Origin of the sequence: Indolivaga capnocytophagoides, assembly GCF_036511535.1 — a bacterium.
Taxonomy (GTDB): Bacteria; Bacteroidota; Bacteroidia; order Bacteroidales; family Dysgonomonadaceae; genus Dysgonomonas_A; species Dysgonomonas_A capnocytophagoides.
Window position 1 is genome coordinate 4556210 of the sequence record NZ_AP028867.1, and the last position, 25109, is coordinate 4581318.

General features: G+C 38.7%; 9 protein-coding genes. 3 read left to right on the forward strand and 6 right to left on the reverse strand.

Annotation, left to right across the window (positions count from 1 at the left end; genetic code table 11):
- Nucleotide 1: 1 nt before the first annotated feature.
- Both AABJ51_RS18485 and AABJ51_RS18490 read right to left on the reverse strand, forming a co-directional pair.
- Nucleotides 2-1837, reverse strand: coding sequence for a RagB/SusD family nutrient uptake outer membrane protein (locus AABJ51_RS18485; protein WP_338373763.1), 1836 nt, complete (start codon nt 1835-1837; stop codon nt 2-4).
- 11 nt (nt 1838-1848) lie between these two features.
- The gene (locus AABJ51_RS18490) at nt 1849-4980 is read right to left on the reverse strand and encodes a SusC/RagA family TonB-linked outer membrane protein (protein ID WP_338373764.1); all 3132 of its coding nucleotides are present in this window, start codon (nt 4978-4980) and stop codon (nt 1849-1851) included.
- Nucleotides 4981-5419: 439 nt separating this feature from the next.
- Here AABJ51_RS18490 and AABJ51_RS18495 point away from each other — a divergent pair, with 439 nt between their 5' ends.
- From AABJ51_RS18495 to AABJ51_RS18505, 3 genes are all read left to right on the forward strand, one after another.
- Complete coding sequence (locus AABJ51_RS18495) at nt 5420-9505, forward strand: hybrid sensor histidine kinase/response regulator transcription factor (protein ID WP_338373765.1); 4086 nt, start codon at nt 5420-5422, stop codon at nt 9503-9505.
- Between the two features lie 153 nt (nt 9506-9658).
- Nucleotides 9659-11599 (forward strand): glycoside hydrolase family 97 protein, encoded by a 1941-nt coding sequence (locus AABJ51_RS18500; protein WP_338373766.1) that lies wholly within the window; start codon nt 9659-9661, stop codon nt 11597-11599.
- Between the two features lie 514 nt (nt 11600-12113).
- Complete coding sequence (locus AABJ51_RS18505; RefSeq protein ID WP_434781377.1) at nt 12114-14015, forward strand: glycoside hydrolase family 43 protein; 1902 nt, start codon at nt 12114-12116, stop codon at nt 14013-14015.
- 138 nt (nt 14016-14153) lie between these two features.
- On the opposite strand, the gene AABJ51_RS18510 is transcribed toward AABJ51_RS18505, so the two are convergent.
- The 4 genes from AABJ51_RS18510 to sov all read right to left on the reverse strand — a co-directional run bounded on the left by AABJ51_RS18510 (nt 14154) and on the right by sov (nt 25043).
- Nucleotides 14154-14948 (reverse strand): SGNH/GDSL hydrolase family protein, encoded by a 795-nt coding sequence (locus AABJ51_RS18510; RefSeq protein ID WP_338373767.1) that lies wholly within the window; start codon nt 14946-14948, stop codon nt 14154-14156.
- Nucleotides 14949-15034: 86 nt separating this feature from the next.
- Nucleotides 15035-15754 (reverse strand): response regulator transcription factor RprY, encoded by a 720-nt coding sequence (rprY, locus tag AABJ51_RS18515; protein WP_026625398.1) that lies wholly within the window; start codon nt 15752-15754, stop codon nt 15035-15037.
- A gap of 7 nt (nt 15755-15761) precedes the next feature.
- Nucleotides 15762-17339 (reverse strand): sensor histidine kinase, encoded by a 1578-nt coding sequence (locus tag AABJ51_RS18520; RefSeq protein WP_026625397.1) that lies wholly within the window; start codon nt 17337-17339, stop codon nt 15762-15764.
- A gap of 228 nt (nt 17340-17567) precedes the next feature.
- On the reverse strand, nt 17568-25043 hold the full coding sequence (gene sov, locus AABJ51_RS18525; RefSeq protein ID WP_338373768.1) for a T9SS outer membrane translocon Sov/SprA: 7476 nt from the start codon (nt 25041-25043) through the stop codon (nt 17568-17570).
- Nucleotides 25044-25109 lie beyond the last annotated feature (66 nt).

The window sequence follows — 25109 nt, forward strand, 5'->3', positions numbered from 1 at the left end:
TTTAGTGGAATGGATTCTTAACAAGTTTAGGATTATTATCCAATGCTTTCTGTTCAATAGAAGAGTAATAATTGGCTAATCTGAAAAATCGTGCTTTTTTGAATCTAGTCGGCCTCATTCTTATAAAGATATATTTACCATCATCAGGGCTTCCCGGATTTATTATTCTGTAAGGATATAGTCCGCGTACTACTGCATCGTTGCTGTTATCGCTGCCATTCCATATTTCATGAGCTATTCTCCATCGTTTCAGATCAAAAAATCTGTGATCTTCGAAAGCCAATTCAACACGTCGTTCGTTGCGTATTTTATCAATAGTCAAAGATGAAAGGCTATTTGCAGGGAATCCAGCTCTTTCGCGTAATTTGTTTACATATCCGACTGCATCACCCTGTCCTAGTTCGAAGGCTGCTTCTGCTGCATTGAGATATATCTCGCCTAGTCTGTACCAAGGCCACCAGTTATCAGCAGACGTTCCGCGGGTACTTGCTCCTGAAGCATCACTCACAAATTTTCTCATATAAAAACCTGTGTTACTAACATCTTTTTCGTTGTCCTTAGGTCCGTCAAAGCCTGTCCACAAAATATCTGTCTTACCATATTTTTCACCAAGTTTATCGGCTATACTTAACTGATAATGATCTTTATTCCAAACTGCTACACCGGCCTGAATATTTACCGGGCTATTACGGAATGTAGTTCCTGCATATACTACAGTTCCGAATAGACGTCCGTCTTTGTTTTTAAAAATATCCGAAATGTTGTCATAAGCTATATAATTGCCTTTTGCATCTACATCTTTAAGAGTACCTTTACTTCCATCGAGATAATCGAAACTTTCAACCAAGCTTAATGAAGGAGATAGAGATGAAGACGATTCATTGTCTTCTGTCAGACTTTTTACGATATTGTCATAAGCGAAGCGATGAACTTTCAAGCTGAGTTTGTAATCTTTAGCAAAAATCACCTCATTTGTTTTCTTATTCAGCATATCATAAAAATTGGCTCCTTTATCTGCATTTGTGTTATAAAGGCTGTATTTGCCGCTGTTGATGATAGTTTGAGATGCCTTCAGAGATTTAGTATAATAGTCGTTTGCTTTGTCTGCCGGAATACCTACTTCTCCCCCTGGAGTGGTTATCGGTGCAGCCATCAGATTGTTGTACTTTGCAATAGATGCAGCATATAGCATTGCCCTACTTTCTACAGCTAATGCGGTATAAGTATTGGCACGTGTTTGACTGGCATTGTTTGCACTTAGGGTATCTTTTATATCTTCCATTTCGGAATAGACGAAATCGTATATTTCATATTCTTTCGAACGGGGAGTTTGCAGAGGGGTAGGGTCACCGCTAAAGTCATAGATCAATTGTTTGGTAACCAAAGGTACTCCTCCCATACGTTTCACCAACTCGAAATATACTGATGCTCGGATAAACCGAAACTCAGATCTGAAGAGACTTTTTTGTTCGTTACTTAGTTTTGATGAATATTTATTAAGATTGTCAATAGAGAGGTTGATGTCTCGGATAAATTCATAATCCCAGTATCTACCATAGTCGTCTCCATATTGGAAATCATTTTTGCCATTCTGATCCTGATGTCCCGACCACATAGCATCATCAATTTCACTCATCCCGCCTGTATTAAAATTCCCATGCAGCGATGGCAGCCTGTCGTAAAAGTTAGCTAACAACGAGGTGATCATTTTAGGATCATTCCACAATTGTTCGTCTGTGATAATGTTTTCGGGGTCTCTGTCGAGCCAGTCGTTATTATTACAGCTGGCGAATAAGAGGGTAGTTATTATTGATATTTTTATAAATAGGTATTTCATATCCTTCTTTTTTAAAATGTAACACTAAATCCTACTAATACAGTACGTTGTTGAGGATAAACAACTGCAGCATTTGCATCGATTTCGGGGTCTATTTCGTATTTGCCCACATTGTCGAATGACAATAAGTTAGATGCATTGATGTATACACGTAGTTTTTCGGCTCTGATTTTATTTATAAGGCTTTTGGGTAAGGTATACCCCAGTTCCATATTTTTTACTCTCAGATATTTTACATTTGTAAGCCAAAAGTCGCTGTTTCTCGAGTTTGGTCCTACATTACCATTTCTGATCGCAGGATAATATCCGGCAATCCATTCGCTATTAGCATCGTAAGGATCAGCCCTATGCCATCTGTCTTCCAGAAGATAAGCAGGAGAGTTACCTCCTCCATGGAAGGCATTTCTTAATTCATAGTCCTGAAACCACGACTGCATTCCTCCTCCGGCAAAGTCAATATTAAGGTCGATGCCTCTCCAATCTAATCCGATATGACCACCGAAAGAGATCATAGGAGCCCATCCTGAAGGATATCCGATAGGACGTTGATCCATATCATTGATAATACCGTCACCGTTTACATCTTTGTAAATAAAGTCTCCGGGTAGTTGTGTGCGGTTGTTTTCTCCGTCATTATTTATCGCATAGTTGTCTATTTCTTCCTGCGATTGGAAACGGCCTATAACCTGATATCCCCACCAGATACCGCCCCATCTGTCTTCTGCAGAATTGCGGTATTCATCCCATGAGTTACCAAATCGGGGTTTGTATGTCTTGATGCTTTTGTAACGCGAGAAAGTTACATTTCCGCTTACTGTGTAATTTAGTTCTCCGACTTTGTCTGTATATGTTACCATACCTTCAGCTCCATAATACCCGTTTTCATTCAGGTTTTCGTTTGGTAGGCTGTAACCTACCTCTGAAGGGATAAGTACGTCATAACGGGCTGCCGGTACTCCGGTTCTTTTAATAGTGAACAGGTCGGCTGTTAAAGTCAGTTTATTGTTGAACATAGCAAGGTCAAACCCAATATTAGAAGTGGTGTTTTTCACCCACGACAGATTGGTTACCGGTAGTCCTCTTGGTTTTAATCCTGTTGAGAATGTTCCGTCTAAAACGGCACTACCACTGTTCCATGTATATCCATTCAGATAACCAAACATACCAACACCTTCTTCTTTACCGGTTTGTCCGATAGAAGCTCTTAACTTAAGATCGCTTACTACAGTTTTTAACCCCGCGAAGAAAGGTTCGTCAGATATACGCCATCCCAGAGATGCACCGGGAAAGAATCCCCAGCGTTTACCGGGAGCATATAGATAAGATGCATCGTAACGGCCTAACAGTTCAATCAGGTATTTACCCAGATAATTGTAATTAATCTTACCGATATATCCTGCTCTGGCTTCGTATGACCAATCGTCATTGAATGAATTCATTTTATCGAATTCGATTAATGGCAGGTAATTATTTGAAGGATTTGTTCCGTATGCAAGGTAGTTTTTGTCATAATCGGATCTTTCATAAGCCAAAGTTGCCGATATATAATGGCTGCCAAGCTGTTTCGCATAATCTAATTGGAATTGTCCGTATTTAGCTACAACTTCTCTTTCTGTCTGGTATCTCCAACCAGCATCGGATCCTCCGGTGCGGTCGTAGGTGTCGTTGGCTTTATTATATGTATACACATCATAAGTGTATTGAAACCCATCGAACTTACTGTTGGTATAGTTGTATGATACGGTAGCTTTAGCTGATAGCCCAAACTTAAATTTGTATTGAGCATATAAATTTATATTGGCATTTCTGGTAAGGTTGTCTTTATATCCTACAATATCTCTGCGGAAAAGAGCAGGGTTACGAGAAAAGTCGTTTGTATGATTTATATAGTTGGGGTTATCATTGGCATACGGACCTTGTGTAGGCCTGTTTGACATAATACCTAATATGGACGCAAAGTATCCGTCACCTCCGGGCAAACCAACATCTTTTTGACTTTCTTCTTTTCCGCTGATCTGAGTTCCGATGGTCAATCCGTCGATAACTTTAGCTTCGAGGTTCAGCTGCAGGTTAGTTCTGTTGTAAGAAAAGTCTTTCATCAGGGCATCCTGATCGGTATGGCCTACAGATAAGAAATAAGTCGCAAGTTTTGAACCGCCTGTCACATTGGCATTAAGGTGCCATTGAGGAATATTCTTTCTCATGGTTAAGTCATAGTAGTCATAGCTTTTATATCCGGGTTCGGTTCCTGCCTGCCATTTAGCAAGCTCTTCCGGAGTATATACAGCCCGAGGATCTTTTCCTTCGTTTTGAGCAGCTTCCACTAACCCTCTTGTGTATTGGGCAGCATTAGCCATTTTAGGAAAACGGGTCAAATTCTGCCATCCATAATATCCATTGATATTTACTTTAATGCTTTCTTCATTTTTTCCTTTCTTGGTTGTAACAAGAACCACTCCGCTCGAAGCACGCAGACCATAAACGGCTGCCGAAGCATCTTTCAGTATTGATATGCTTTCGATATCTTCGATATTCAAAGCATTAAAGACGTCCGCTCCCGATACATTCGAAGATTGTACCCAGTCTGACCCAGTCTGACCACCATAAGGTATACCATCTATTACATATAAAGGGTTACCGAGATTACGGATTTCTAGTGATGCTCCTTTACCGGGTCTTGCATCTTTAGTTCTTACCGATATACCCGGCATTTTTCCGGCCAGAGCCCCCGAAGTGGAAGTTGCCGCAGTGCGGGATATCGCATCGGATTTGAGGTCGCTAACAGCTCCCGTTATGTTCCTTTTCGACTGGGTTCCATAACCTACTACAACAATGTCATCCAGAACATGGGAGTCTTCCTCCATAGTGATAAGATAAAAGGTCTTGTCGGTAACAGGTTGTTCTACCGTTTTGTATCCAAGGTACGAAACGACCAAAGTACCTTTTACTGCGTTCAGGGTAAATAACCCGTCTACGTCCGTTATAGTACCATTAGTGTCTCCCTTGATCAGGACGCTGGCCCCGATTACAGGTTCGTTGTGTGCATCAACAACTTTACCCTTGATTTTGTCTTCTTGCGCATGTGCTGTCGCTGAAATAAGCAGCAACATGATGCACAATAAATAAGAAAAATGTTTTTTCATTTTTTAAGAGTTTTTCATCGATTATTAAATTATGTTGACAGTCCCAAAAGTATATATGAATCTCAGCTTTTCCTGATCTTAAATCAATCAAAAGAGAATGTGGAATTGGTCAAAGCTGAGATATAATCTGTTATGAGAGATAGAATGTGTTGATTGTCCAATCTTATTTTATTCTGATATTCCTTGCTAATTTGTGTGTCTTGGACACTTAATTTGAAGAGATGTTATCTTTTTTGAAGATGTACAAAATCGTCATTGATGGATGGTAGATTTGTCAATGACGTGTTGCTATATATGGTGTCAGCCGTTTATTTTATATTTTTGATTATTTTAAGTAAACGTTGATATTTAATGTCGCACTTTAAAGTTGTAACAGGACGTAAGTGTTACTTAGATAGATAAAAACATAGGTCTGAGACCTTAGAAGATTGCATCCTATATGAGATTATTAGTTCTTTTGTTTTTGATATTTCTGATAGCCATTGTCCCGACCGGTGGTTTTGCTGCTGATATAAAAAGAATCGGGATAGAATCGGATTTATCCAGTAATTATGTTGTAAGTATTACTCAGGATAAAAAGGGTTTTTTATGGTTTGCTACTGAATCGGGGCTTAATAGATTTGATGGAAATAAGTTTAAAGTTTATAAGAAAAAGGATATTTCATCTTCTCTCCAAAGTATCAGCGGGAATGAACTGAATAAGGTATATGCAGACAAATACGACGATGTAGTCTGGATTGCGACTCAGCGTGAAGGACTTAATATGTTTGATTGTAGAACAGAAATGTTTGTTCATTACAGACACGATTCTATAAACAAACAAGGTATTGTCACTAATGATATTACAGATATTGTAAACGCCAGAGATGGCAATGTCTGGATTTCGACATACTACAGGGGTGTCGAATATTTTAATAAAAAGACAAAAAGCTTCAAGCACTATAATAAAACAACTATTCCTCGTATGGTGAGCAATGGTGTTTGGTGTGTAAATGAAGGCAGTAAAGGCTTATTGTATCTGGGACATGTAACCTCGGGACTCAGTATCCTGTCTCTGAAAGATAATAAAATCAAAAATTATCGACACGATCCGGCTAATGCGGAAAGCCTGCCGGGTGATGTCGTAACAGCAATATTCATTGACAAGAATGAAAATGTCTGGATCGGTACGAATAATGGGTTGGCTTTATTCAATCCGGATACAGAGTCGTTTGTGGTATTCAGACACGATTCGGGAAATAGTAATTCGTTGATATCCAATTATGTTTATACCATAACTCAGATGAAAGACGGGCAGCTATGGATCGGAACCGAAAGAGGTGGGGTAAGTATTCTTGATATCAGGCAAAGCATGTTTCTTAGACCCGAAAATGTTTTATTTAAGAACATTGGTTATAGTGATGATTACAGCGGACTATCTAATCCTACCGTAAGAAGTATTTATCAGGATTCGTTCGAGAATATATGGCTGGCAACATACGGTGGTGGCATAAACTTTATAAGCCATTATCCGACTTTCTTCAAAGCATGGGAGTATTCTCCGATTCCGAGTCTCAATAATACATTAAGTAATCCTGTGGCATGGGGGATCTGTGTCGATCGTTCAGATCGGGTCTGGGTAGGGACAGATGGTGGAGGAATAGATATTTTTGAGAAGGGTGTAAAGGTAAAGACTCTCAATAAAAGCAACAGCCCACTGACTGATAATGCAATTCTGACAGCAACCCGAGATTCTGACAATAACTTATGGTTCGGAACTTTTAGGGGAGGAGTCATTGTTTTTGATTCTCAATATAAAGTTGTCTCTCGGTTTTTGATCGATGATAAAAATACCGATATCCGATGCTTTTACGAAGATAATGACAAAAATATGCTTATTGGGACAAGCAGCGGAGTGTATGAATATAATTTATCAGCTAAAGCCGGGAAATTATACTCTTTGGATAAATTGCGAAACTTGGTCAGAGCGATTTCAAAAGACGATCAAGGTAGAATATGGATCGGTTCGTTTGGAGAAGGATTGACTATTCTTGATAAAGACTTTACTAATCCGAAGACTTATAATACAGGGAAAGGCTTTCCTTCTAATACGATTGATTATATATATAAAGACTCAAAAGGTCAGATGTGGATCGCTACAGGGGAGGGGCTTGTTTTCTTCGAAAATCCGTCAGTTGATGATAAGTTTAAAATATTTAATGGACAAAATGGATATAAGAACACTCATGTCAGGGCTATAACCGAAGATGCATCGCATAACATATGGATCAGTTCCAATGATGGAATAAGCCGTATGATATGCAGTACGGGGAAATTTTATCATTACGATCATCATAATGGTGTTCCTTTGGGAGATTTCATGAGTGCTTCTGTGACAAAAGATTCAAAGGGGCAAATATTTTTCGGCTCACAAAACGGTTTGTGTTATTTGGATCCCGAAACGATACCTACCCATATCAAATTACCTTCAACGGTAATAACCGGATTTACAGTATATAATAATGAATCGAAACTTGCCGATCTGGAGATAAACATCCCTGTGACGTCAACCATTAAGCTCGATTACGATCAGAATACATTTAGTGTATCATTTAATGTACTGGATTATGCCCTGAACAATCAGGTCGATTACAGCTATACACTGAAAGGTCTTGAAGATCGTTGGTATAATACTCAAAATCTGAATACAATTACTTTTAGAAATATACCTCCAGGTAAGTACGAACTGTTGATCAAGTCAAGAGTCAAGAATCAGGAATGGTCTGACCATGTCGCATCACTTATTATTGATATTTATCCGCCGTTGTGGTTAACATGGTGGGCTAAGGCTGTATACTTGATAATTGCTTTGGTGATAGTCTTTTTTATCCTTCGTTTTTATAAGCGAAAACTCGAACTGGAAACTTCCCTTACTCTGGAAAAAAGAAACCATATGCAGGAGCAGGTGCTTAATGATGAGAGATTACGCTTTTTTACCAATATAACCCACGAATTAAGAACACCATTAACCCTTATTCTGGGACCTTTGGAGGATTTGCAGAATGATCAGGGGCTTTCGGAAAGGCATGCCTCTAAAATAACTGTCATACACAAAAGTGCTATGCGTTTGCTTAATCTGATTAATCAGATTTTGGATTTCCGTAAAACCGAGACACAAAACAAAAGGCTTACAATACATAAGGGAGATTTGTCTCAATTAGTTCAGGAAATTGGCTTAAAGTATAAAGAGCTGAACGTTAATGCAAAAGTAGACCTTGAGATTAATCTAGAAACCCGAACCGACGGTATTTATTTCGATTCGGATATAATAGGTACTATTCTGGAAAATCTGTTATCTAATGCGTTTAAATATACCGAAGAAGGTGTTATTTCTCTTACATTAAGGGATTTGCATGAAGATGACATCACTTACACCGAAATAGAGGTGAGGGATACAGGATGCGGAATTCCTGAAGAATCCATATCACGCATATTTGAGCGTTACTATCAGGCAAATGGCGACAGGCAGGTTTCGGGAACAGGGATTGGTTTAGCTTTGGTTCGTAATCTGGTTTTGATACACGAAGGAGATATAACTGTAGAAAGTAAACTCGGAGAAGGGACAATATTCCGTTTCAGAATTGATGCTAATAATATTTATCCGAATGCCAAGCATATAGATGAACTAGAGTCCGAGGAGGCTGTAACTGAAATTCTGGGAGAGGAACTGAATAATACAGGTAATACTACTGAAAATAAAACTATTATTCTGGTTGTTGAGGATAATAAAGATATACGGGACTATATTCAGAGTTCATTAGCGGATCAATATACAGTTTATGTAGCGGTAAACGGAGCCGAAGGTTGGGAGAAGGCCTTACTCTATGTACCTGATATTATCGTAAGTGATATAATGATGCCCGAAATGGATGGGTTTGAGCTTAGCAAAACATTGAAAGAGGATGTAAGAACCAGCCATATCCCGATCATATTACTTACTGCAAAAGATACGATACAAGATCGTACCGAAGGTTATAATCTGGGGATAGATTCATATTTAACGAAACCTTTCAGTGCTAATCTTTTGCGGAGTCGCATTGTGAACTTACTGGATACAAGGAAAAAGCTGGCAGATCTGATCAATAAAAACAGAATAGATAAAAAAACGATCATTGTGGATGCTTTGAACAGCATTGATAATGAATTTATTGAAAAGGTGACTGCTATTATCGAACAGAATCTCGATTCAGACAAGATAGATGTGGCATTGATTGCCGAAAAAATGAATATGAGCCATTCTACCCTTTATCGTAAAATAAAAGCACTTTGCGGTATATCGGTAAATGAATTCATCAGGAAGATAAGAATCGGTAATGCCGAAAAATTGCTGCTTACCGGAAAATATTCAATATCGGAAATCTCGTATATGGTAGGTATAAATAGTATAACTTATTTCAGGCAATGCTTTAAGGATGAATTTGGTCTTGTGCCCTCTGAGTATCTCAAGAAGATTAAAAATGAAACAGACCCCGAATCCGGCTTCTGATTGAAATGTAGTACAAACATGCATGAAATATACTCTATATTATAGTGCTATTAACCTTAAATTTGCCTGTGTAAGAAAAACTGCATTTATGCTTAGATAGTTAATAAAAGGGGCTGAGTCCTTTCTGCATGAAAAACCTAAATAATTGAATAAATGAGAAGAGTACTGTTTTGTGCAAGTTTGTTAGTGTACACTTGCTGCCTTTGGGCAAAAGATGTACAAGTTAACTCTCCGGATGGAAGATTAAACCTTAATGTTTCGATAGTAAACGGAGAACCCTCGTATTCGGTAGCATACGACAACAAGGTGCTGGTAGAAAAATCACCATTAGGATTAGTTACTGATGGAGGCGATTTTTCAAAGTCCATGAATTTTGTTTCTACAAAAGAATCATCGATCGATGAAAAGTATACAATGGACAGAACGAAAGTGGCTTCGGTTCATTATATCGCAAAAGAGGTTGTGTATAGCATGACTAATAAGAATAACGTACCGATATCAATAGTTTTCAGAGTAAGTAACAATGATGTTGCATTTAAATATACAATTCCCCAGTCAGGAGAGACTGCCTGTTATGTTGTAGAAAAAGAGGCTACCGGATTTAAATTTTCACCTCAGACAACAACATTTATCACCCCTCAGGCTTCACCGATGATCGGATGGAAGCGGACTAAGCCCAGCTATGAAGAAGAATATGTTCCTGATGAGCCGGTAGGTACACCCTCCAAATATGGAGAAGGATATACTTTTCCCGCATTGTTTCATGTCGGAAACGATGGTTGGGTATTAATTTCCGAAACCGGAGTCAGCAGTGCATATTGTGCTTCTCGCTTAAGTGACGGAACAGCTGACGGACTTTACACTATTGCATATCCTAATCAGAAAGAAAATAACGGAATTGGAAGTGCAAATCCTGCTATAAGCCTTCCGGGAGAAACTCCGTGGCGGACAATAACCGTAGGGAATACCTTGAAACCGATTGTAGAAACAACTGTTCCTTTCGATGTAGTAAAGCCATTGTACGAACCTACACAAGAATATAAGTACGGAAGGTCTACATGGAGCTGGATCATGTGGCAGGACAATAGCGTGAATTATGAAGACCAGATCAAGTACATTGATTTAGCGGCTCAAATGGGATATGAATATGTGCTGATCGATGGTCTGTGGGAAACTCAGATAGGATATGAAAAGATGCCTGCGTTGTTTAAATATGCCCAGTCAAAAGGGGTAGATGTATTCCTTTGGTATAACTCAAACGGATATTGGAATGATGCTCCTCAGGGAGCAAAACAACGGATGCATAATTCGATAGTTCGAAAAAAAGAAATGCAGTGGTTGAAAAGTCTGGGTGTGAAAGGCCTGAAAGTTGATTTCTTCGGAGGAGATAAGCAAGAGACCATGAAATTGTATGAAGATATACTCTCTGATGCAAATGATTATGGTTTGATGATTATTTTCCATGGTTGTACTTTACCCCGTGGTTGGGAACGTATGTATCCTAACTATGTTGGCAGTGAAGCTGTTTTAGCCTCCGAAAATCTGATTTTTACACAGAAGTCGAATGATGATGAGGCTTACAGTGCTTGTTTGCACCCATTTATCAGAAATTCAGTAGGGTCGATGGAATTTGGACCTGTTCTGTTGAATAAACGTCATAACCGTAATAATGATGGCGGTACAATCAGACGGACTTCATATACATTCCAGATTGCAACAGCTGTATTATACCAAAATCCGGTTCAGATGTTTGCTATTGCTCCCAATAATCTGGAAGATGCACCTGCGGCTGCAATTGATTTTATGAAACAGGTTCCTACAACTTGGGATGAAACCCGCTTTATCGACGGATACCCCGGTAAATTCTGTGTATTAGCCCGCCGACATGCCGACAAGTGGTACATTACCGCAGTTAATGCTACAGGAAATACTCTTAAACTGAAAGTTAATCTGCCTATGTTTGCCGAGCAGGAAGTGAAAAGATATGCAGATGATTCGGACGGGAAAACTACACTGGATAAAATCAAAATTAAGAAGGACGGCAATACTGTTCTCACCATTACTTCGAATGGAGGTGTTGTGTTGACCAACTGATCAAAGGTTATTAGTGACTTTTTATCTATATAGAAAGGGGACAATGTTTAGAGTCTGTTTAAATTTTATAGCTGTACTTTTTTATAGCTATTGTGAGATAGATTTTTAGTTTTGTTTTTGAAAGTTTAGCGGGTTAAACTAAAAAAAGAAAGCGAAAAATAGGCTCATAAGAGCAGAAAAAAGCAGCTAAGAGTTGGTTTTGACAATCATAAAATTAATTTTCGCTAAAATTTAAACAGGCTCTTAGTTACAGGTTCTGATAAAAAGAGAAAAAGTTACTGATGTAAAAGTGCATTTTGGGAGTAACTTTTGTAACCTTTTCGGCAAATGCCCCCAAACGCCTAAAGGGGCTTTTCGGAGAAAATGAAATCTCCTTTAAGGGACATAGGGGTACAAGTAACAAAAGTACTATCCGGAAAGTAAACACAAAGAATGTCACTTTTGTAACCTTTTGTTCGTAAAGTTTTGGTAAACAATAGAAATGTAGTATAAATTTTTAATCTGAATATTATATATGGAAAAAATAAGAAAGGCAATTCTTTTTGTAGCCATGAGCGTTATAGCTATAGGTTACAGCATTGCCCAAAGCAGTATTGCCGAGAAAGATTATGTAGGCTATTTATTTGCTTATTTCACCGGAAATAGCGTTGAAGAAGAAGCTGTCAGGTTTGCAATCAGTGCAGATGGCTATAATTTTATGGCATTGAACAACAATCAACCTGTAATTGATTCCAAGCAAATAAGCTCGACAGGTGGAGTGAGAGATCCTCATATTTTGAGAGGTGAGGATGGTAAAACATTCTATATGGTCGTAACGGATATGACTTCATCAAAGGGCTGGGATTCTAACAGAGCAATGATTTTGTTGAAATCTACAGATTTGGTAAACTGGACATCAAGTATTATTAATATTCAGAAAAAGTATAAGGGGCAGGAGAATCTGAAAAGGGTATGGGCGCCTCAAACTATCTACGATCCCGAAGCCCAAAAATATATGGTATATTGGTCGATGCAGCATGGCAATGGTCCGGATATAATCTATTACGCATATGCAACGCCGGATTTTACAGATCTGGAAGGAGAGCCGAAGACATTGTTTATTCCAAAGAATAAGAAATCGTGTATCGATGGGGATATAATTCTGAAAGATGGAGAGTTTTTCCTGTTTTATAAGACAGAAGGCGATGGAAACGGTCTAAAGTTGGCAACGACCAAATCTCTTACTTCGGGAATTTGGGATGAGTCTGATGATTACAAACAGCAAACCAAAGACGCTGTAGAAGGTTCGAGTGTATTTAAGAGGATCAATTCGGATACTTACATCTTGATGTATGATGTCTATATGAAAGGGCAGTATCAATTTTGTGAAACAACAGACTTGAAAAACTTCAAGGTGATTGATCACGAAATATCAATGGACTTTCACCCTCGCCATGGGTCTATTATTCCTGTTACTAAAAAAGAACTGAAAAGATTGACCGACAAATGGGGAATGCCTGCCAAATACCCTGCATTGAATAATAATCCTGTATTAGAAGGGTATTATGCCGATCCGGAGATTTTATATTCACAAAAGACCGGTAAATATTACCTTTATCCAACCAGCGATGGTTTTGATGGCTGGGGTGGATACTATTTTAAGGTATTCTCATCCGATAATCTGAAAGATTGGACAGACGAAGGTGTTATTCTCGACCTGAAAAAAGATGTTCCTTGGGCAGGGCGCAATGCCTGGGCTCCTTGCATCATTGAAAGAAAAGAAGGCGATTCGTATAAATACTATTATTATTATACCGGTGCTCAAAAAATAGGCGTAGCCGTATCTGATAATCCGACAGGTCGTTTTACCGATTCGGGAAAGCCTGTTGTCGCAACTCGTCCTAAAGGGATAACAGGAGGTCAGGAAATAGATCCCGATGTGTTTCAGGATCCTAAAACCGGTAAGTATTACCTTTATTGGGGAAACGGGTACATGGCTGTTGCCGAATTGAGTGACGATATGCTTTCTATTAAGGAAAAAACAATAAAGATAATGACTCCCGACAATACCTTCAGGGAAGGTATTTATGTGTTTTACCGTAATGGAGTGTACTATTTCTTGTGGTCGGAGGATGATACCCGAAGCGAGAATTACAGGGTGAGATATGCCATGTCTGACTCTCCTACAGGTAAATTGAGAATACCAGAAAACAATCTTATTTTGTCAAAAGATGCAGATAAGGGAATATATGGAACGGGGCATAATTCAGTTCTTCAAAAGCCAGATTCGGATGAATGGTATATTGTTTATCACCGATTCAATCGCCCTAATGGTATAAAAATGGGAGATGCTGCCGGATTCCATAGAGAAGTTTGTATCGATAAAATGGAATTCAATGCAGATGGAACAATCAAAAAGGTAGTGCCAAGTATTTAAGGTAAGGTCTCAGACCTATTTGTCTTTTTTTGTAAGTGAAACGGTCACAGTCTGTTTAGACTAAAAGTATATTATTAAATACTTGCTGTTACTTAATAGAAAGAACCGGAAGTTATGTTCCGGTTCTTTTGTATATGATTATTCAGACATTTCCTTTATTATAATGCGAACCATGTCTTTATATCCATTCTCATTGGGATGAAGTCCATCCATTGTATAGATGCCATGGTTATTCTTAATATCGGTAGGGGATGTCCAATAAGGCTCTTTGGTAAAATCCCAATCGCATAAGTTATATAGGTCAATACATTTGATGTCGTATTTGTTGCAACATTCAACAATGGCATCTCTCTTTCGAAGCCAATTTTCGGGTTGCGAGAATGAGTTGAAACTGTTACTCCTTTTTTGTGGCAGCGGGGTACAAAAGACGATAAAAGGAGCCTGGATAGAATTTTGATAATGCTGCCTTACTTTACGTGCGATATGAGATGCTGCTTGTATGAAATAATCGCCTGTATAATCCGAATTAAGATCGGTTTCGCTGGCGGTTGGTTCATCGGTAAGTCCAAAAGTTCCTACTGTATTCCTTTTTCCTGTGTCGTTTCCTCCGAGAAGGCATATGATGATGTCGGGTCGATAATCATATATTCGTTGCAGTTGAGAGTTTTTTGCGAGCATTGAGGTTGTATATCCGCTAAAGCCGGCTAAGAATACATCAGAGGCTCCGGAATCCTCTTTGAGGTATTGTTTGTACCATTCGTAGTCATCCGATGATATACTGTCTCCATAGAGAAGGATTCTTTTCCCTGTCATCGTATCCTTGTAATGTTTATGGTTAACGGGCAGTTTGTATTGATCGACAGCCTTTTCCCCCGTATTACAAGCAGTAAGCAACGATAAACAGATGTAAATGGTTATTTCTTTGATAGGCATACCATAATGTGTCGTATTGAAAGTGTCAGAGACAAAAATAAAGCCTGCCCGAAAATCAGGCAGGCTTTCATTTTTAACGTATAATGTTAAGCTTCAGATTCTTCAGCTTCCTCATTTATCGGAGCAATTAACTTATAGCCTTTACCGTGAATATTGATGATTTCAATTTCAGGATCGGCTTTCAGAAGTTTTCTGAGTTTGGTGATGTATACATCCATACTTCTGGCATTAAAGTAGTTATCATCTACCCATATTTGCTTTAAAGCGTGGTTGCGTTCCAATATATCATTGGCGTGAGCGCAAAGCAAGCCTAATAGTTCAGACTCTTTGGTTGTAAGCTTAGTGCTTTCTCCGTTGATAGTCAGAATTTGTTTTTGAGTATCGAAATTCATTTTACCGAATTGGTAAATCTGTTGATCTTTACCTTTTTTGCCTTTTACGCGGCGGAATATAGCTTCGATACGCAACACAAGTTCTTCCATACTGAAAGGTTTGGTTATGTAATCATCTGCTCCTGCTTTGAACCCTTCAAGAATATCGTCTTTCATATTCTTGGCTGTCAAAAATATAATAGGTATGTCAGGATTGATTGCTCTGATTTCTTTGACCAATGTGATACCGTCTTTTTTAGGCATCATAACATCCAGCACGCACAAATCGTATTTTTCTTTGACAAAACCTTTATATCCGGCTTCTCCGTCAGGGAATAAGTCTGTATCAAAACCTTTGGCTTGCAGGTATTCTCTGAGTAGCATCCCGAGGTTTTCATCGTCCTCACATAAAAATAGCTTTAACTTCTCTTCCATAATATCTCTACTTTATATTGAATAAACTTATTATAAATTTGGTACCTTGACCTATTTCGCTTTCTACCTTGATTGTACCTTTATGATCATCAATTATCTTTTTTACATATGCAAGTCCAAGTCCGAATCCTTTTACATCGTGCCTGTTACCTGTCGAAACACGGTAGAATCGTTCAAATATCTTTTTAGCGTTTTCTTTTTTTATACCGATACCATTATCTTCAACACTTATATATATCTTATTGTTCTGATTCCATGTCCGAATCATCAATTCGAGAGGTATATCTTCCCGCCTGTATTTAAGTGCATTATCTAGCAGATTAAAAACTACATTTGTAAAATGCATTTCGTCAGCATTTACTAATGTATCATCTGCTTCGAGATCTATGTCGATTTTACCACCGAATTTTTCGACTTTTAACTGAAAAGTATTGGCAATATTAACAATAATATCGTTGACATCCAACTCTTTGAACTTTAGAGTTGCCTGTTGTTTCTCAAAAAGAGACATCTGCAATACCTTTTCTACCTGAAAACTAAGGCGTTTGGTTTCATCATTAATCACACTGGATATATGATTGAAAATATCGGGCGATTTCATTATCCCCGGGTCTCTCAGCATCTGCGCAGCCAATGATATGGTTGATACCGGTGTTTTCAGTTCATGAGTCATATTATTCATAAAATCGCTCTTCATTTCAGATAAACGCTTTTGTCTGAATATCAGGTATATGGATATTATGAATGTAATGAGCAAAATGAGAGTAAATACAAAAGCCGGCAACAGCAATGATATTTCACTGAGCAGATAATCGTTTTTGGTAGGAAATGATACCCAAAGGCTGTTTAACTTATCTATCGGATCATTTGGATATAAGACCTGCTTATAAAGCGAGTTTTTGTCAGGTTCTGTATAGTTCTCCTGTTTAAATATCGGTTTATCGTTATTGTCAACGATTTCAAACTGGAACGGTATCTCTATACCATTTGATTTGAGTTCGTCTTTTATCGTATTATTAAGCGTCTTGAAATTTATTTTTTCCGAAATAGGCTCAGTGCTTGATCGTTGTATCAGTTTCGATATCACATTGTCTTTTGCGATTACATTGTCGACCAATTGCCGCTGATAATCATATCTTTGTTTAAACTGTTCCTGTATATTAAAGGAGGCCTGCGCTACGGCATTTGTACCTCTTTTGGGTATATTCTTAGATTTGGAGCTTTTGATGCTGGTCGTTTGCGATACATTGTATTCCATATTCATTATCGGATCTCCGTTGTTATCGGTGATTCTGAAACTTTGTGAATGGGTTACAATCTGCTCGCCATTGGCATTAGTCACAGGAATGTCTTTGTATATTCCTTTTTTGTTATAAAAATCAGAAGCTTCCTGATACAGATACTTTCTTGTTTGTTCGAGTTCGAGATTCTTTGAGACTTGATATAAACTTCTACGCACAGCTTCATCAAATTGATCGTTTCTCATATTTAATGAGGCACGAAAATAATTGATTTGCAATGATAACAACCCGAAAAAGGTAACTGCCATTACAGCAGCGAGTAGCCAAATCGTAGATTTCTTCATTTCTTACACAAACTCCATAACTGCACTCAAGTGAGTGCATATCAATTATCTAATCTTACTTTTAACAAAGATAATCTATTTTTGTTTAACATTTTGCGAAAAAAAGAGAACTCTTTATTTTTTTTATTTTATTAGTTTTCTTAAATAAAAAGTAAGGTCTTTTTTCTGCTAAGATATTATATCTCTATTGGTTTGAATATCTGTGTGTTTGTTGTACACTAAGAGGTTCTATTCGGGCAGAGTAAAGCGAAGACTTATTCCGAAATTTGTATTTGATGTAGGATATGAAGATGTTGAAATTAGAGGTGAATTTACTATTCTGTCGAAATAGGCACGCATGATCAGTGCTTTGCTCAGACTATAATCTGCTGATATTTTTAAGGTAAGTATCGTTGTGCCCGATGTTGCTTCTGTAAATCCGTCTTCGATTTTTCGTATCAATGACTGGGTTGTGCGTCTGGATAGATCGGCATTGATAACCATATCATTACTGAATCCTGACTGTTTTTTCTTATTCCAGCCCATTATTTTATTGAATTCGATGATTCTGTATCCTAAGCCTACTATGAGGTCTTTTTGCAGGTTTTCGATAATCTGAAATGAGCTGATATTAAGATTTAGTGCTCTGGTATAGTTATAACGTGCCTTGATAATCAGGTTATTATTCATCGTTCCTTCAGCTCCGAACAAAGGATTAAATTGTTCTATGAGGCTGACAGCCGAAATATCATAACCGGATGATGGCACAGGCAGAGGGGTATCATCAAGAGATTTTATAAAGCCGAGTCCGTTACCGGCGTCAATCCAGCTGGAAAACGATCCATACGATCCTATACTGTATTGAGATGTATATGCATGGCTGAGAATCAGATTCTTGAATTTAGTCTTGAACCAAGGCAGAGTCGTAAGCCCATCGTATGTTATACGCCAATTTGGTAATAATGCCGATAGTGCAGGAAAAGGATTAAGTGAAACAGAGCGTACATCTCGTCCAGTATAAGCAGCAAGGAATGCCGGAATAAGAACATCCGAAGAATTTTTATTGACAGGTTCTCCTATAGCCGAAAAGTAATCTTGATTTCCAAGTCCTGCTTGTGCAATGAATCCGGAGTTAGGGTAGGGTGTGCCATTGAATTTATTTTCCCACCGACGGGTAATGATGTCTCTGTTCTTACGGAACTTCTCAAATGCTTTGGAATAGTATCCGTTTCCTGAATTGCCACTGTCAAAGCTGGATGCTAATGATATGGTTGTTATTGTAAAGCTTCCACCCAAAGTTTTAAGGGTAGGGGCATCCGCATAGTATTGGTAGGATATGCGATCTGTTTTTTCTCGCAAAGCATTGAGTCTGATTTTTAGTCCTCTGGCTGGCTCCAGAGTTGCTTCCAATTCGAGCTTACGGGTCGAGTTATAAACTGCTGGCGATATATTATTTTCGTCTAACACCAGCCAATCGTTCCGTAATGCTCTGTTGAGGTATTCTTCTCCACCTTTCAATCCGAAAGCGAAATCAAGTCCCGGGGTTATGCCGTATTCGGTTCGTTTCTGTCCAAACATATCACCTATGCCCGGCCTGAATCCTTCTATGGCGGTTTCGTTACGAGCTGAATAATTGACCGAGAACGAGCGTACAGACATTAAACCTCTTGCAGCATATTCGGCAACTTTATATAATGTTGTTTTTTCGACTGCTCCTTTTTGCGCTATATTCAACTGTATGGTAGCAGTATCTTGCAACATTATTCGTATCGAATTGTCATCAATTCGTTTATATTTTACCTTGAATACCCGTCCGTCTCGTCTGGCGACAATATCGATCCGTTTTGTACTCAGGTTATGATTTACAACTGTTCCAGAATCGGGATTCAGCGTTATTTCCTGGCTGAAGCGTTTCAATCGTTCAGGTTTTGCCCTTTCCGGCCGTTGATTATTAGACCTGCGGTTGTTACTTCCGAACTTAGCATTGACCTTTCTTAGAAATGCCGATTTATTATATAAAGCAGTCAGATCGAATCTGTTATTTGAAGATAAGGTTATGTTATTGGTAATTATATTACCGATTTCTTCCGATTCGACAGTTGCCCCTCTGTCCCATGAATATTGACTGTCATAATTGGCAGATGAACTGATCCAGCTAAGGAATGGAATATTATTTAGAGGGAGGGTATAGGTAACCTTTGCCGTTTGCCTGTATGACAAAGGTCCGCTCTGATTTTTTATACTGTTAGAAACAGAATCGCGCCATACTTCGTATTCATCCCTATCCAGTCGTTTATATATCTGTAAATAGGGCTCATCTGCTATTTCGGCACGTGTACCGGTTTGTAAGCTGATTTTCAGGTTACGGAGTAAGTCCCAGTTGAGACTGAAGTCTCTGTCCCAATAAAAAGTCTGGCTCCATGTCATAAATTCAGAAGCCTTGCTGTCGCCACCCAGGAGATAACTATCCAGATCCCTCGTAAGAGTTTCCGTGTTATAACGTGTTGTATATGAGTTAAACGAAATATTGCTCGGCAATAAATTAATACCCAGACTCTTTGGGTATTGAGCAAGCGGAGCTTTACTTTTTATGTTTTTGAAAGGCTCCCATGTCTTTACTCCCGGAGAATACGAATAGCTGAATGTCGTTTTCTGGTTCTTAGTTATGTCATATACCGTTGTCGGGTTTGTTATTTGGGTTTCGCTGTATGCATATCCGAAAGTGAAATTGGCTGGGTCATACGGCATCGGGTTCTTACTTTTGATATCGAATTTTACATTCGAAAAACTAAGGCTCTTGGTTACAGTCTTATCTTGCGCCAGATTCTTTATTGAATCTTTTTCGGCTTTAGTATCGACTAGATCCAATGATTCTTTAAGAGTTATATCTTGGTTCAGCGGATCGTACTTTGGAGTCGTTGTCTGATTTGAATATGAATAATAAAATGGTATTGACGCATTTATTTTTTCGGGGATGAAACGTCCCAAATCAAGGTTTGTTGCTATGGTATAAGTTGAATAATCATCACTCCTTCGTTCGTTAAGACTTTGATCAATCGATCCGAATCCGATTGTTTCCTTCCTTCCCGTAAAACTGACAGACCCAATGTCTGACAGATTGATATTGAGATTACCCTGTGCTGCCCATCCTCCTTCTTCGTCAAAGTCGGTCATGCGTAATTCATTTACCCATATTTCCGCCGATTTAAGGGTTCTTGAATTGTTTCTGACACCTATCATCATGACCTGAATATCGGATAGTGATGGATTACCGATGATGCTAACTTTGTTTTGCTGATTATCTGGATCGTTTGTACTGTATAAGGTTGTGTACGAAACTTCCGATCCTGCTTTACGTTTTTCCTTATTTCTCTCCAGTTTCAGGTTGGTGAGTAATTTCAAAGGGAAGTCGAACATATTTTCTTTAGGCCATACGGTTTCCCTGTCATTATCGTTTTTATTGCTATATCTTCCCGGTGGAGTTATGGATAATGGTATTTCATATTCGTAATAGTTATTTTTGTAGTCCGAACCTAAACGCAGGAATACAGTTATTTCATTTTGACCGATGTCTTGTCCGTCTGCCAATTCTTCGGCATGAGTAAACATTTGCAGTCTTTTATAGCGGCGCAGGTCATATACTGTATTTTTATATATAGCTCTGGCATCGGATGGTTCCAGATTGAGAACCTGTAAGGCTAATGCCTGCTCATTATCTTCTACCAATTGAGACTGATTAGAGTCTATTATGCGTTTCACCCCGGGAGGGACAACGTAGTTTACAGGAGTCTTGCTGCTGTTCTCTTCTATATTTACAGCAGATACATTAATTGAACCCTGCCCCTGATTGATACCGTCCTGCAATGTTTGCGTATAGGTTCTCCACTCTCCCCGTACAAGATCGAGTGTTGCAAAGCGCAGATATGTTTCCTGCTTGAAATCAGTGACAAACATACGCATAAACCGAATGGTTTTGAATCCTTGTATGTTACCTACTTTCTTATTCCCGTTTTTGGTATTGTTATAATCACTCAGAGGGATTTTGAACTGATACCATTTGTTTGTAGACGGAGTGCCATTTGAAAGAGTAACCGGCACTTCCCGTATTTCTGAAATGTAATTAGAGCCGACATTCATGTTGTTCGGATCTAATTTTACTTTGTATTGATAATAATTATCGGATTCGTTCATTGTATAGTCCTGATTGAGGTCTTCAACATCAGGCACAGAGCTTGCGGCGGTCGAATAGCTTTCGTTGGTATTTGTAATAGTATTACCTTCCGTTCCGTTAAAGTATTTATAACGATCAAGGATGCTTGTTTTCTGTGCATCGTAATCGCTTCCCCTATAATAGTGATAGTTATCTCCTGATGGATCGTTCAAGGGAGAAAAGGGGTCTTGTTCCATTTTACTAATGGCTGATGACGACAGTTTCGATCTTAAATTGTTCAGATAAGTCACATAAGTGGGGAATTGTAATTCGTCGGCAGTACTTAAGCCATTTAGCCCGACATCCTGACGTGCACGAGCTTCATTACTCAATGTATTATCAAAGGCATATGCGGTAGATTGACGGGTAGGGACACGTCCCCATTTTGTGGTTTCGTATTCGGTAGATAAAGGATCAGTTGGTAATCCGTTTTCGAAGAATTTTTTACCGTCTTTCAGAACATCTTCCGATATTTCTCCCAGGTTAAAATACAGATCTCCGCCTGTGTTGTTGACATTATTTTTACCGTTTTCGACAAACGGGTCAAGCAACCAAAATTCGATATATTCGATATTACTGTTTTCGAAATTTGTATTATCCAGTTTACGGGTAATTCCTCCCCATCGGTTTTGAGGATTAAGAAGTTGTCCATCGCTGTTGAGGCTGACATCATCCAGATTGTAAGGACCTCTTTCAGTCGGATAAAACGAAAGATTGAGAGCTGTAAGTGTAGATGCTTCCGTTGATACGATGTCTTTACCCGGATAAATTTCTTTGATATTTATTTCCCTGACGAAAGGATTGTCACGGTCTTCTTTGGTTATGTGAGAAGGTGTCCGTGATGTATTTCTGGTAAATAAGTTATCGATGTTAAACCATGCAAGTCGAGCCCTATTGTTACCATAAGCTATATCGTTGGTTAGTTTCGATTCTTCAAACAGGGTAGGGGTCGAAGATAATTTCCATCCATAAGCATTGACTAACGATATACGGGTCTTGGCCGCTTCGAAATCATCAATATACGAATATCCTCCCGAATATTGATTTTCATAATGCCCCGGTATCATCTGGGCAAATTCGGCATTCAAGGATATTTCGGATGGAGCTGTTGCATTGACAAATGGCAGTTTGTCTATCAGATTAGTAAGCCATTGCGATTTTGTACGATAGGAGGTATTTAGTCCCCATACCGTATTTTTCAGTGCTTCTTCTCCAACTGACGATTTGTAGGTGAGAGGTTTCTCATACATATGCAATATGGTTGCTCCTACATTGAAATTCTTCGTGAAATCATAACTCAAATTCAAGCCCAGTAAGGTCTGCCGCTGCATACTGAATAACGATTGATCTTCGAGAGAAACGTTTATCGATGTGCCGGTATCTATGAGGCTTTGGTTAAGTATAGTAACTGTTCCTGCTATATAGTCGACCGAGTAATCTACATTTTCAGTTAAAACAGTCCCGTTTGCCGTTACTTTGACCGAACCTTTGGTTACATTCATCGCATTGAGACTGATTACCGAGCTGGAAGATGCCGATGCCCGAAACGATCCGCTTATTTTGAATTTATTTTTATCGGCGGTTTGTTGCGCAACAGTAAGTGTAGAATCGTACAATTCTTGGTATACATATTTCTTGGCAATGGCATCATTACCTATTTTCTTTCGAAGGTGTTCACCGAAGGGTTCTACAACCGGAAATATAACCCGACCTCTTTCGGCATTGATAGTGTATCCATCGAGGAAGTCAAAGATTCCATCGGGATTGGCATTATTTGATGCGTTGAGCCTGTCGAGGTTCATAACTCTCAGCAGCAGCTGATTTTTTATATTACCTTCGGGGATATAGTTTATGTATGTACCGACTGTATCACTTTGATAAGAGATATTCAGCCTGAATTTTTCTTTTTGTATTTGAATTGAACCGAGTTTATAAACGTTCTTCATCATTAAATCCCATGTATAGGACTGAGGATAAAGAGATACCGGTTTCAATAATTTGAGAAATAGCGATCCCGATTTAGCTGCGCTTCCTTCCTGGGACGGAATCTCACTGGCAAACTCCCCTATTTTATAGGTCTCAGGTCCTTTGGTATATTCAAAAGCTACAGCCAATACCTGATCAGATGCCAAGGCTGAGTTGAGCGATATATATCCCAGTTTAGTGTTAAGTGTATATTCTGAGGCGTCCAGTTTACGGGCATTCTCCAGTTTATCGAAATCCTGTCCGGTCTGTAAACCCGCTGCAGTCAGTATGGCATTTGCCTGATCTTTGTTACGGGCTGCACTATATGATGAGTTTATGGTGGAATATAAGTTATTGGCTCCATTGTAAGGAATATCTAATGTTCCTTGTTTATTCCATTTGCCGGTGTTGCCGATTTTGTTGTATTCTCCCATGTCGGCAAATGCTACAATATTGCGGGCATTATCCCAATTGCCTTGTTTGTTTGTTACCCACACTTCTATTTTAGTGATAAGTATCGGTGATTGGACATAAGGCAGTTTGCTCATCGCCTCATCGTAGTTATCCCGAAAATACTGAGATAGAAAGAAGTGCTGATTTTCGTCATACTCATCGGCTTTGAATTCGAAAGGAGTCGTTTGTACACCTCCCGAGGAACTCGCCGTTTGGCTTTGCGTTTCTTTTTGCGAGATAACTGTGTTGATTTTTAATTTGCCGAATTGAAGATCAGCACGAATACCAAATAATGAAGTTGCACCTGTTATCAATGAATTTGTAGTATTCATACTCACATTTCCGGCTTCTAGGTAACGGATTATTTCGTCCTCTTTGCCTTCGTATGCGAGCTTGGCTTTTTTTGAGTCGAAGTCGAAAGTGGCTTCCGTATCATAGTTCAGCCCAAAGTTTACTTTATCGCCGACGGATGCATTGACATTGACCTGAATTTTCTCATCAAAATCAAACATTGTCCGGTTTCTGTTCTTTTGAGAGAGAGTTGGGTTGTCGGTCGATGTATTCTTTAATCCCATAGATAGTTCAACGTACCCTTGTGTCTTGACTTGTACTCCTCCGGGACCAAAAATCCGTTCGAGCGCTCCGGCATTAACCTTTATATCTTTCAGAGAGAATGCTTCTTTTTCGTCCTTTTTATTAAAGGTCTCATCGTTTTTCTGTTTGAAATAACGAGACATTGATTCTTTTAGAGAATAGTCGAGGTATTGTTGCGGATTGAGGGTAAAAGGGGTCACCCATTCGTCATTATCTATTTTTGTCCGGAAAAGATATACATTGTGTTTGACATCATATTCGACTTGAGTCTGCACATTAGAAGGATCTTTCAGGTCAATAGGACTTTTTTTGATCAAATCGTTGTAATTCGTGATCTGTGTGTTCTTAACAGGATAGAGTGTACCCGTATCCTGAGGAGCGGTAAATTCTTCGGCGGGATAAGAAAAATCGCTCTCAGCCTTTTCCGATGTCGTCGAAAACAGACTGATTACACATATAAACAGTGATGTGATTAGAATAAAATATTTTATACTCTTATTCAATGATTCCCCGCTTTTATTTTTTTAGTAAATGAAAGTATCTAATGATACATTCTCAAGTTATAATAG